Origin of the sequence: Exiguobacterium sp. HVEsp1 (assembly GCF_002009685.1) — a bacterium.
Lineage (GTDB): Bacteria > Bacillota > Bacilli > Exiguobacteriales > Exiguobacteriaceae > Exiguobacterium > Exiguobacterium profundum.
On record NZ_KV917367.1, the window covers coordinates 1247637 to 1259962 of the forward strand.

At 49.0% G+C, this 12326-nt stretch carries 12 protein-coding genes; all 12 read left to right on the top strand.

Features of this window, described 5'->3' with window-relative positions; all coding sequences use genetic code 11:
* Positions 1–37 precede the first annotated feature (37 nt).
* The 12 genes from rimP (at position 38) to BV910_RS06480 (ending at position 12324) form a co-directional block, all read left to right on the top strand.
* Positions 38–514 (top strand): ribosome maturation factor RimP, encoded by a 477-nt coding sequence (gene rimP, locus BV910_RS06425; RefSeq protein WP_193343250.1) that lies wholly within the window; start codon positions 38–40, stop codon positions 512–514.
* Between the two features lie 14 nt (positions 515–528).
* The gene (gene nusA, locus BV910_RS06430; protein ID WP_074037219.1) at positions 529–1692 is read left to right on the top strand and encodes a transcription termination factor NusA; all 1164 of its coding nucleotides are present in this window, start codon (positions 529–531) and stop codon (positions 1690–1692) included.
* The gene (gene rnpM / locus BV910_RS06435) at positions 1689–1964 is read left to right on the top strand and encodes an RNase P modulator RnpM (RefSeq protein ID WP_193343251.1); all 276 of its coding nucleotides are present in this window, start codon (positions 1689–1691) and stop codon (positions 1962–1964) included. Before nusA ends, rnpM begins: the two co-directional genes overlap by 4 nt.
* Complete coding sequence (locus tag BV910_RS06440) at positions 1961–2257, top strand: YlxQ family RNA-binding protein (RefSeq protein ID WP_015881428.1); 297 nt, start codon at positions 1961–1963, stop codon at positions 2255–2257. Before rnpM ends, BV910_RS06440 begins: the two co-directional genes overlap by 4 nt.
* A 21-nt stretch (positions 2258–2278) precedes the next feature.
* Positions 2279–4504: a translation initiation factor IF-2 gene (infB, locus tag BV910_RS06445; RefSeq protein ID WP_078146724.1), complete on the top strand. Its 2226-nt coding sequence runs from the start codon at positions 2279–2281 to the stop codon at positions 4502–4504.
* Positions 4505–4522: 18 nt separating this feature from the next.
* Entirely contained in the window at positions 4523–4870 is a 348-nt protein-coding gene (gene rbfA, locus BV910_RS06450; RefSeq protein WP_015881430.1) for a 30S ribosome-binding factor RbfA, read from the top strand.
* Between the two features lie 43 nt (positions 4871–4913).
* The gene (gene truB, locus BV910_RS06455) at positions 4914–5828 is read left to right on the top strand and encodes a tRNA pseudouridine(55) synthase TruB (protein ID WP_240499806.1); all 915 of its coding nucleotides are present in this window, start codon (positions 4914–4916) and stop codon (positions 5826–5828) included.
* Between the two features lie 16 nt (positions 5829–5844).
* A complete protein-coding gene (locus BV910_RS06460; RefSeq protein WP_078146726.1) occupies positions 5845–6771 on the top strand; it encodes a bifunctional riboflavin kinase/FAD synthetase in 927 nt (308 codons plus the stop codon).
* Between the two features lie 124 nt (positions 6772–6895).
* A complete protein-coding gene (gene rpsO, locus BV910_RS06465) occupies positions 6896–7165 on the top strand; it encodes a 30S ribosomal protein S15 (RefSeq protein WP_015881433.1) in 270 nt (89 codons plus the stop codon).
* Between the two features lie 128 nt (positions 7166–7293).
* Positions 7294–9510 carry a polyribonucleotide nucleotidyltransferase gene (pnp, locus tag BV910_RS06470; RefSeq protein WP_078146727.1) on the top strand — a complete coding sequence of 739 codons (2217 nt, stop codon included), beginning with the start codon at positions 7294–7296 and terminating at the stop codon, positions 9508–9510.
* Positions 9511–9561: 51 nt separating this feature from the next.
* Complete coding sequence (locus BV910_RS06475) at positions 9562–10779, top strand: M16 family metallopeptidase (protein ID WP_078146728.1); 1218 nt, start codon at positions 9562–9564, stop codon at positions 10777–10779.
* A 51-nt stretch (positions 10780–10830) separates the two neighbouring features.
* Positions 10831–12324 carry a UDP-N-acetylmuramoyl-L-alanyl-D-glutamate--2,6-diaminopimelate ligase gene (locus BV910_RS06480; protein WP_240499807.1) on the top strand — a complete coding sequence of 498 codons (1494 nt, stop codon included), beginning with the start codon at positions 10831–10833 and terminating at the stop codon, positions 12322–12324.
* The last annotated feature ends 2 nt before the right edge of the window (positions 12325–12326 follow it).

The following is a 12326-nucleotide window of genomic DNA, read 5'->3' on the forward strand; positions in this document are numbered from 1 at the left end:
CCTACTCCTTTCTTGTATGTAAAAGCCAGAAGGAGGGATGAGAGTGTCCAAAATAACAGAAGTCGTTGAATCGATTGCGTTGCCGATCGTAGAACGGGAAAACATGGAATTGGTCGATGTGGAATTCGTTAAGGAAGGTCCAGACTGGTTCTTGCGCGTCTATATCGATAAGCCGGGGGGCGTCGATTTGGACGATTGCGTCAATATCAATGAACAGCTCTCGGAAAAACTAAACGAAACCGATCCGATTGAACAGGCTTATTATCTTGATGTCTCGAGTCCTGGTGCGGAGCGTCCGCTGAAAAAGCCGAGCGATTTTGAACGTGCGGTAGGCAAAAATGTCTACATGAAAACGTTCGCTCCGATCGATGGTGCCAAAGAGTTTGAAGGAATTTTGACGGCATATGATGGGGAAACGGTCGTGATCGAGACACGCATCAAGACAAGAAAAAAAGCAGTATCGCTACCGGTTGACAAAATTGCACAAGCCCGCTTAGCGGTCACGTTTAGTTAAGGAGAGGGAAGAAGATGGGTCCACAATTACTCACTACAATCGATCAGATTGCCAAAGAAAAAGGAATCGACAAAAATATCATTATCGATGCACTCGAACAAGCGCTCATTTCTGCGTATCGTCGCAACGTGGCGAACCCGAACGAGCACGTGAAAGTCGAGTTTGATCAGGTGACGGGGGATATCCGTGTCTACGCTTTGTTAGAAGTCGTAGAGCGCCTCACGCAACCGGACCAACAGCTCTCACTCGAAGAAGCACATGAAATCGATCCGAACTATGAGCTCGGCGATTTCCATAAAGAAGAAGTCACACCGAGTGATTTCGGACGTGTCGCGGCGATGACGGCAAAACAAGTCGTCACACAGAAGATGCGTGAAGCGGAACGCGAACGCATCTACAACCACTTCGCTGACAAAGAAGATGAAATCATGACAGGAATCGTGGAGCGTTTTGACCCACGCAACCTTTATATCGGTCTCGAAAACAACATTGAAGCTGTATTGACACCGAATGAACAGATGCCGAACGAGTCATACCAAATCCATGACCGTATCAAAGTATACGTGACAAAAGTAGATTCAACGACGAAAGGTTCAGGTGCAGCGATTCAAGTTTCGCGTACGCATCCGGGACTTTTGCGCCGCTTGTTCGAACTCGAAGTTCCTGAGATTTCAAACGGGACAGTCGACGTGATGTCAGTATCGCGTGAAGCGGGTGACCGTTCGAAAATCGCTGTACACTCGGATATCGTCGACCCGGTCGGCGCATGCGTCGGACCGAAAGGACAACGTGTTCAAACGATTGTCGACGAATTGAACGGCGAGAAAATTGATATCGTCCGCTGGTCTGAAGACCCGAAAGAGTTCGTTCGTAACGCACTCAGCCCGGCTCAGGTCGTTGCGGTATATGTCAACGAGCCAGCAAAATCGACGACAGTCGTCGTACCGGACTATCAATTGTCACTCGCAATCGGGAAACGTGGTCAAAACGCCCGTCTCGCTGCGAAATTGACAGGATGGAAAATCGACATCAAGAGTGAAACGGATGCCGAAGCACTTGATTTGTTCGATACGTTCGCTGAAAAAGTTGAATCAGAACCAGAAATTGTTCAAAATGAAGTAGAACAAGACTTATCAGATGCTACAGTTGAAACGACTGCGGTGAAAGAAGAGGAATGACCATGAAGCAAAAGAAACTTCCTTTGCGTAAGTGTGTGGTCACACAGGAAATGCTCCCGAAAAAAGAATTGATTCGTGTCGTTCGGACGCCTGAAGGTGACGTGGTCATCGATCAGACGGGTAAAGTGAACGGTCGTGGTGCTTACTTATCAAAAGATATCGAAGTCGTTCGTCAAGCAGAGAAAAAACGGACGCTCGACCATCACTTGAAAGTAAAGACGAGCGACGACTTGTATGAACAGTTGAAAGCTGTCGCAGGTGGCGAATCATGAGCCAGTGGGAATCATTGTTAGGCCTTGCTGCTCGAGCGAGGAAAGTAACGATGGGAGAAGAGTTTGTATTAAAGGATGTACGAGCAGGTCGTGCCAAGCTCGTCATTCTAGCCGGAGATGCAGGTGCCTCGACGAAAAAACGAGTCACTGACAAATGTGCGTCTTATCAAGTGCCATTGATTGAAGTGAGCGATCGCTATACAATCGGTGCCGCACTCGGTAAAGACATGCGTGTCGTCGTATCGGTGACAGAATCCGGATTTGCGAACAAGCTTAAGCAACTTCTCTCTTAACTATTAACGGAGGTGGATGCTTTGGGAAAACGCGTCTATGAATTTGCAAAAGAACAGAATGTAACGAGTAAACAAGTCATTACTCAATTAGAAAAATTGAACAAACCGGTGAAAAACCATATGGCCGTCCTCGATGAGGAAACGGTAAAACAATTGGACCGTGTGTTCAATCCTGAAAAATATCGTGCTGAAAAACAAGCGGAAGCGAAAGCGACGTCAACATCGAATGAGCCGAAGCAAGAGAAAAAAGAAGCACAAGCGTCACGTCCACAAGCGGGACAACAAAACCGTGGCGGTCAAAACAATCGCGGTGGACAAAACAATCGCGGTGGACAAAATCGTAACGATAACCGAAACAACGACCCACGCAATAAAAAACGTGGAAAAGGGAAAGGCAAAGGCAAGCCGGTAAAAGCAGCTGTGCCACAAGAAGCCGATCCAAACTCGAAGACAAGTCAGCGTAAAGCAGCACGTCTCGCGCAAGAGGCAGAGATGGGCAACGTCATCAAGTATGACGATGTACTCAGCGTGTCTGACCTTGCTTCAAAAATGAATAAAAAGCCAAATGAAATCATCATGAAGTTGATGGGTCTCGGTGTCATGGCAACCATCAACCAAACGCTTGATGATGAAACGGTTGAATTACTCGCTGCAGAATTCGGCTTTGAGGTTGAAAAAGAAGTTGTTGTCGATGAGACAGACTTTGAAACAGTTGAGATCGACTTCTCACAATATGACCTTGAAGAACGTCCAGCTGTCGTTACCATCATGGGTCACGTCGACCACGGGAAAACGACACTTCTTGACTCGATTCGTAACACGAAAGTCGTCGCAGGAGAAGCGGGCGGAATCACGCAGCACATCGGTGCTTACCAAGTTGAAGTCAATGATAAGAAAATCACATTCCTCGATACACCAGGTCACGCAGCCTTCACAACGATGCGCGCCCGCGGTGCCGAAGTGACAGATATCGCAATCATCGTCGTTGCGGCTGACGATGGCGTCATGCCACAAACAGAGGAAGCAATCTCGCACGCCAAGGCAGCGAACGTTCCAATCATCGTGGCAGTCAACAAAATGGACAAAGAAGGGGCAAACCCTGACCGTGTCAAACAAGAGTTGACAGAGTTCGGTCTCATCCCTGAAGAGTGGGGCGGCGAAACAATCTTCGTTCCGATTTCTGCTATTAAAGGCGAAGGGATCGATGAATTGCTCGAGATGATTCTCCTCGTATCTGAAGTCGAAGAATATAAATCGACACCAGACATGCCAGCTCGTGGTTCAGTCATCGAGGCGAAACTCGACAAAGGACGTGGACCGGTCGCGACACTTCTCGTTCAACACGGTACACTTCGAATCGGAGACTCAATCGTCGTCGGTAGCACATTCGGTCGTGTCCGTGCGATGGTCAACGATATCGGTCGCCGTGTGAAACAAGTCGGACCATCTACACCGATTGAAATCACTGGTTTGAACGACGTTCCACAAGCGGGTGACCAGTTCATCGTCTTCGAAGATGAGAAGAAAGCACGTGCAATCGGGGAAAAACGTTACCAACGTTACCTTGAGTCACAGCGTCGTGAGTCGGCGAAAGTAAGTCTTGATGATTTGTTCAGCCGCATTCAAGAAGGTGAAGTGAAAGACTTGAACGTCATCATCAAAGCAGACGTTCAAGGGTCAGCCGAAGCATTGGCTGGTTCACTCCGCAAGATTGATGTCGAAGGCGTCAAAGTTAACATCGTTCACCAAGGTGTCGGTGCAATCACGGAAGGTGATGTCATCCTCGCTTCAGCTGCGAATGCTGTCATCATCGGATTCAACGTCCGTCCTGATGGAAACGCACGTTCGATGGCGGAACAAGAGAACGTTGAAATGCGTCTCCACCGCATCATCTACAACGCAATCGAAGAAATCGAGAGCGCGATGAAAGGGATGCTTGACCCAGAGTTCGTGGAAGAAATCACAGGTCAAGTCGAAGTCCGTGACGTCTTCAAAGTTTCGAAAGTCGGTGCGATTGCAGGTTGTTATGTGACAGAAGGTAAAATCACACGTGACGCCGGTGTCCGTGTCATTCGTAACGGAATCGTGATTTACGAAGGTAAACTCGATACGCTTCGTCGTTTCAAAGATGACGTGAAAGAAGTGGCGACTGGTTATGAGTGTGGGATTAAAGTAGAGAAATTTGATGACATCAAAGTAGACGATGTCATTGAAGCGTTCGTCATGAAAGAAGTCGAACGTAAATAATGTGAGGAGGGATCACGTATGAAAATTCGTGCCCAACGTGTTGCCGAGCAAATGCGTAAAGAAATAACAGATGTCTTGTTACGGGAAGTCAGTGACCCGCGTACAAAAAACGCTACGATTACGAGCGTTGATGTGACAGGTGACTTACAACAAGCAACAGTCTATTATACGGTGCTTGGTGATGAGGAAGATGTGAAAGCAGAAACGCAAGCTGGTCTCGATAAGGCGAAAGGATTTATCCGTCGCGAAATCGGGAACCGCATCCGTCTTCGGAAAACACCAGAGATCTCGTTTGAATACGATTCTTCAGTCGCATATGGTAGCCATATCGATTCGTTGATTCGTGATTTGAACAAAGATCAATAATTTGAAAGGGGAGACGTCGTTCTCCCTTTTTTTATATGGAGGGATGAAATTGGAACCGAACGGAGTGCTCGTACTCGATAAAGATGCTGGCATGACGAGTCATGACTGCGTATTTAAATTACGAAAATTGTTCCAAACGAAAAAGGTCGGACACACGGGTACACTTGACCCGGAAGTGACAGGCGTATTGCCCATCTGTTTAGGGCGTGCCACGAAGCTGTCGCGTTTTATCACGGATGAAGGGAAGCGTTACGTGGCCGAGGTGACGATTGGTACCGCCACGATGACCGAGGATGCGCATGGCGAGGTGGTCGCACAGAAATCAGTCACACCGAACGATTTGGACGAATCTCAGATTGACGAGGCGATGCGTCAATTGACAGGAATGATTGAACAAATCCCGCCGTACTACTCAGCGGTCAAAGTAAACGGGAAAAAGTTGTACGAGTATGCTCGGAAAGGGCAGACCGTCGAACGACCTCGGCGGACGGTCGAGATTCATCGTCTGGAGCGGACGAGTGAATTGACATTCGAAGCGGACGCCTGTCGCTTCCGAATGGAAATCGACTGTGGGAAAGGGACATATATTCGAACGCTCGCCGTTCAGATCGGGGAGAAGCTCGGTTACCCTGCCCATATGAGCGAACTCAGACGGACGAGCTCAGGAACGTTTGAGGAAGAGAACGCGGTATCGCTCGAAACGTTACAGTCTCTTGAAACGGTCGAAGAACGATTGGCGCATGTGATCCCACTTGAGGATGTCATCAAACGCTGGCCGGCAATCACGATTCGAAAGAATCGGGAGCATTATATTCGCAATGGCGGAAAGCTGAACGGCGTTTCGCTCGAATTTGAGTTATTTACTGTCTATAATGAAGAAGGAATCCCTCTTGCTTTATATCGAAGACAAGAAGGAACGACAGACGCTACAGTCGAGGTCATGTTGGCTATCGACTAAGGGGGAATTTGACAGTATGGAAACAAGACATCTCACTTATCCAGAAACACCCGACGTGTATCCGTCCATTATGGTACTCGGTTTCTTCGACGGTGTTCATAAAGGGCATCAAGCTGTAATCAATCATGCCAAACGGGTGGCAGCGGAGCACAACCTGCCGGTGACGGTCGTCACGTTCGATCCTCATCCGAAACAAGTACTCTCCAATAAACCGGATGCGGTCCGCTATATTACACCGCTGTCCCGGAAACTGAAGCGCATCGAAGCGCTCGGGGTAGAGCGTTGCCTCGTCTTGACATTCACAAAAGAATTGGCCAATTTGTCCCCGCAACAGTTTGTCGATGATTATTTGATCGGTGCCGGAGCCGTGCACGTGACAGCTGGTTTTGATTACTCTTATGGAAAGTTTGGAGAAGGGACGATGGAGACACTTCCATACCATGCGCGTGACCAATTCACGACGTCTGTCGTCACAGAGCAGACGATGGATGGGGAAAAAGTGTCATCTACCCGCATCCGTAAACTCTTGGCAGAGGGACAGGTCGATGCCGCACATGAACTCCTCGGTACGCCATACGTGATCTGTGGCGAAGTCATTCACGGTGATGCGAGAGGGCGTACCATCGGTTTCCCGACTGCGAACGTGTTGATGGACGCTTCGTACGTCATGCCACGATTGGGCGTATACGCGACTCGAGTCACGCTACCGGACGGACGGATGTTCCACGCGATGACGAATGTTGGACGTCGTCCGACTTTTTATGAGACGGGATCGGTCTCTGTTGAGAGCCATCTCTTCGACTTCTCCGAGGATTTATATGGACAAGTCATCGAAATCGAGTGGATCCAATATATTCGGAATGAACGCGCGTTCGATGGGTTGGATGCATTGGTCGCTCAACTGAAAGAAGATGAGGTGGCAGCTCGTTCAATCCTATCTTGACTTTCAAGAGCGGGTACGCTATCCTTGTCAAGTACGCAAAGTACACCGCTTCGCTTGGCTGGTCGATTCACCAACGCCGGCTCGGCAACGCGGCAATTTTTCATTAAATGGAGGTGGAGAGGCAATGGCACTCTCAAAAGAACGTAAAAACGAAATTATCGCGGAATACGCGACAAAACAAGGTGACACAGGTTCACCAGAAGTACAAGTGGCTGTGTTGACTGAACAAATCAACACATTGAACGACCACCTTCGTACACACAAGAAAGACCACCACTCACGTCGCGGTCTCTTGAAAATGGTTGGACGTCGTCGTAACTTGCTTACGTACCTTCGTAACAAGGACGTTACACGTTACCGTGAATTGATTCAACGCCTCGGTCTCCGTCGTTAATCGATCGAGACTGTTTAACGGGCTGGGACAACGTCCTAGTCCGTTTCTTCTTTTTTAAGGAAAATGATTAGACATTCGTTGGAATGAGTTACATAATAAACTAGATAAGGTTTGAGAGGAGAATGTACATGTTAGGTACGAAACAAGTATTCTCTACAGAGTGGGGCGGACGCCCATTGTCTGTAGAGGTCGGCCAACTTGCGAAGCAAGCAAACGGTTCGGCACTCGTGCGTTATGGAGATACGGTTGTCCTTGCGACAGTGACGGCTTCAAAAGCACCAAAAGATTTAGACTTCTTCCCGTTGACGGTCAACTATGAGGAGAAACTTTACTCGGTCGGTAAAATTCCAGGTGGTTTCCTTCGTCGTGAAGGTCGCCCGGGTGAAAACGCGATTTTGACATCACGTCTCATCGACCGCCCGATTCGTCCACTCTTCCCAGACGGATTCCGTCATGATATTCAAGTCATGATTTACGTCATGTCAAACGACCCAGATTGCTCGGCTGAAATGGCAGGTATGCTCGGGACGTCGATCGCGCTCTCGATTTCTGACGTACCGTTTGACGGTCCAATCGCTGGCGTGACAGTCGGCCGTGTGGACGGCGAATTCGTCATCAACCCGACGACGGCTCAGTTGGAGAAAACGGACCTTGAACTTCAAGTTGCAGGGACATCGACAGCCATCAACATGGTTGAAGCAGGTGCGAACGAAGTACCTGAGGACGTCATGCTCGAGTCAATCTTGTTTGGACATGAAGAAATCAAGCGTTTGATTGCATTCCAACAAGAAATCGTAGAAGCTGTCGGAAAACCTAAATTCGAATACACGGTCTCGAAATACGATGAGGCACTTAATGCTGAACTCGAAGCAGCCCGTCCTGAAATCGTAGAAGCGGTTCAAGTGGAAGAGAAACACGCTCGTGACGAAGCCATCAACGAAGTGATTGCGAAGTATGTCGCGATGTATGAAGCGCGTCTTGCGGATGAGCCTTCAAAACTCGGCGAAGTTTCAGGCATCTTGAACAAGTTCGTCAAAGATGAAGTCCGTCGCTTGATCACGGTCGAAAAAGTCCGCCCAGACGGACGTCGTCCAGACGTGATTCGCCCGCTCGCGTCAGAAGTCGGATTACTCCCACGTGCACACGGTGTCGGTCTCTTCACACGAGGTCAAACACAAGTCATGTCTGTTGCGACACTCGGTGTCATCGGAGACGCACAAATCATCGATGGAATCGGTCTTGAAGAGAACAAGCGCTTTATGCACCACTATAACTTCCCGCCGTTCTCAGTCGGTGAAGCTCGTCCGGTCCGTGCGCCAGGTCGTCGTGAGATCGGTCACGGAGCACTCGGTGAGCGTGCGCTTCTTCCAATCATTCCGAAAGAAGCAGACTTCCCATACACAATTCGTCTCGTTTCGGAAGTACTCGAATCGAACGGTTCAAGTTCACAAGCTTCGATTTGTGGGTCGACACTCGCATTGATGGATGCAGGTGTGCCAATCAAAGCGCCAGTCGCCGGGATTGCCATGGGTCTTATCATGGAAGGTGAACACTACACGGTCTTGACAGATATTCAAGGACTTGAAGACCACCTTGGGGATATGGACTTTAAAGTAGCTGGAACGAAAGACGGGATCACCGCCCTTCAAATGGATATCAAGATTGCCGGAATCACGCGTGAAATTCTAGAAGAAGCGCTTGAACAGGCACGTGTCGGTCGTTTACACATCCTTGATCACATGCTTGAGACGTTGGATACTCCACGTACACAATTGTCGAAATATGCACCGAAGATTGTGACGATGACAATCAATCCGGATAAGATCCGCGACGTCATCGGACCAGGCGGTAAGATGATCAACAGCATCATCGACCAAACGGGCGTCAAAATCGACATCGAACAAGACGGTACGGTCTTCATCGCCTCGACGGACCAAGAAGGAATCGATCTTGCCATGTCAATGATTGGTGACATCGTCCGTGAAGTCGTCGTCGGTGAAGTATACGATGCTACCGTACGTCGCATCGAAAAATTCGGCGCGTTCGTCGAGTTGTTCAAAGGGAAAGATGCGCTCGTACACGTATCCGAATTCAGCCTTGAGCGTGTCGCGAACGTCGAGGATGTTGTGAAGCTTGGCGATTCGATTCAAGTCAAAGTCACTGAAATCGATGACAAAGGTCGTGTCAACGCATCACGAAAAGCGCTCATCTTAGAAGGATTGTCTCCTGAAGAGCGTGAGGCATACGAAGCGAAACGGAAGGCAGCACGTGAAAGCCGCCCACCTCGCGATAGCCGTCCGCCACGTCGTGACGGGGACCGTCGTCCACCGCGCTCGACAAATTAATTATTCTGGCCATCGTCTTGGTGCGATGGCCTTTTTCATAGGAGTGAGAATATGGACTGGATGACATTAGAGAACGGTGTCCGAATCATCATCGAACCAATCGAAGGTTCGCTTAGCACCTCGACCGGGGTATTCATTAAAGCAGGGACACGTACAGAGACGTTTGAGAACATCGGCATCAGTCATTTGATTGAACATATGCTGTTCAAAGGGACAGCATCGAAAAGCGCGAAAGAGATTGCTTCCTTTTTCGATGAGCTCGGTGGAAGCGTCAACGCCTTCACCTCGAAAGACCATACATGCTTTTATGTGAAGACGCTCGATGAACACGCGGTCATGGCGCTCGACGTCCTGACAGACATGCTGTTTGAGTCAGTAATCGATATGCAGGAGTTGGAGAAAGAAAAGCGTGTCGTTGTGGAAGAGATTAAAATGTATGAGGACACGCCGGAAGATCTCGTTCACGAACTATTGGCCATTGCGGCGTATCGAGACGATATACTCGCCCAACCGATTTTAGGGACGGAGGAGAGTGTCAATCGATTGACGCGGGACCAGCTCGTCGAATACTTACAGGAACAGTATACGGCCGAGCAGATTGTCGTCTCGATCGCAGGTCATGTTTCTGAAGAATTGATCGAGGCGGTAAAACGTAGGTTTGCCCACATCTCTTCTAGGGAATCGTCGAAAGAAATCAATCAACCGGAACTGTTCCATGACACATTGACGAAACATAAGGAAACGGAGCAAGCCCACCTCTGTTGGAACTACGAAGCGATTCCGGCGACGGACGATCGATTGCCTCATTTGGCATTGATGAACAACGCAATCGGCGCGACGATGTCTTCGCGTTTGTTCCAGTCCATCCGTGAAGAAGAGGGCTTGGCTTATTCCATTTACTCCTATTACACGACGTTTTCCGATCACGGTACGTTTACCATATACGTCGGTACGTCGCCGGATACGTTGGAACAAGTCGAAGTCATCCTAGAGAGAGAGATGAAGCGACTTGTCGCCGACGGTTTGACTGCTGAGGAAGTAGACAAAGGCAAGCGACAATTGAAAGGGTCGATCGCTCTTGGGAATGAAAGTTCGAGTGCCCGTATGAACCGGAACGGACGGAACTTGCTACTTCTCGATGAAGTCGAGCCGATAGAACAAGTGATTGCGAAAGTAGAACGGATTGAACGCGATGAGGTCAATGAATTGATTCGTGAGGTGTTGAGCCATCGCCCAGCGAAGTCATATGTCCTCCCAAACGAAGCGTGACTTGAAACCGAATTGTAAGTTCTCTACACTGATTAAGAGGTATTCTTTAGTTTGGATAGGATACAGGTGAAAGAAGGGAAAGACTTGAACTTAACGGATTTAGTGAAGACGATACAATTAATTAATCAACCAAATCTAGAAGGCATCGTCGTGACGCATGTGACGACGGACTCGCGAGAAGTTGTGCCGGGAACGCTGTTTGTCGCCATCAAAGGCTATACGGTGGATGGGCATGAATATGCGGCGCAAGCGGTAGAGCGAGGCGCGGTGGCAGTCGTTAGCGAACGACCGCTCGACCTGTCAGTGCCAAACCTGATTGTACGTGACAGCTCGCGTTCGATCGGGTTGTTGGCTTCGGCCTTTTATGCGTATCCATCTGAACAGATGCGACTGTTCGGAATCACGGGAACGAATGGAAAAACGACGACGACGACGATTTTACGAGACGTCCTCGATGTCCTCGGGCATTCGACCGGTTTGATTGGGACCGTTGAAGTACGCATCAACGACAAAATCGTCCCAAGTAAAAATACGACGCCTCAAAGTTCAGAACTTCAACAGTTGTTGGCACAAATGCGAAATGAAGGCGTGACGGACGTGATGATGGAAGTGTCCTCACACGGTCTTGAGCTCGGACGTGTCATCGGAACTGATTTTGACATCGTGGGCTTCACGAACTTGACGCACGATCACCTAGATTTTCATGGAACGTTCGAAAACTATGCACGTGCAAAAGGGTTATTGTTCGCTCAACTCGGTCAAATGGCCTCACGTGGAAAAGTAGCCGTCTTGAACGCGGACGATGCACAAACGCCTCTTTATGAGACGATGACCGGTGCGAAAGTAATAACATATGGGATTGATGCGCAAGCAGACCTGATGGCAACGGACATTGAACAGACGTTGTCTCAGACGAGCTTTACATTGAATTACCAAGGCGCAAAACTTCCGGTGACGGTCCAGTTCATCGGTCGTTTCAACGTGTACAATCTATTGTTGGCGACGGGTTGTCTTCTCGCTGCCGGTTACTCGCTTGAGCGAATTGCAAAAGCACTGGAGATGATTCATCCGGCCAAGGGACGGATGCAACGTTTAGACGTCCCAGGTTACAACGTATATGCGGACTACGCCCACACGCCGGATGGCATCGAACAGTGTCTGAAGTCGCTCGTCGGCGTACCAAAAGAAAAGATTATCTTTTTGATTGGGACAGGTGGAAACCGTGACGTCACAAAACGTCCGGCAATGGGCGAGATGGCTTCGTCCTATGCCGGTACCGTCATCATCACGACAGATGATCCACGATTCGAAGCGTATGAGTCCATTACAAAAGGGATTGCGGCCGGGATGACCCATGACAACTTTGTTGAAATCGGGGATCGAGAAGAAGCGGTCCGTTATGCGGCCCGTTTAGCGAAACCGGACAACATCATCGTGCTAGCAGGAAAAGGGCATGAGAAGTATCAAATTATCGGAAATGAAAAATTGCCGCTCGATGAAGAGGCAATCGTTCGAGCGACAATTTTGAATACGGAGGAAGCATGATT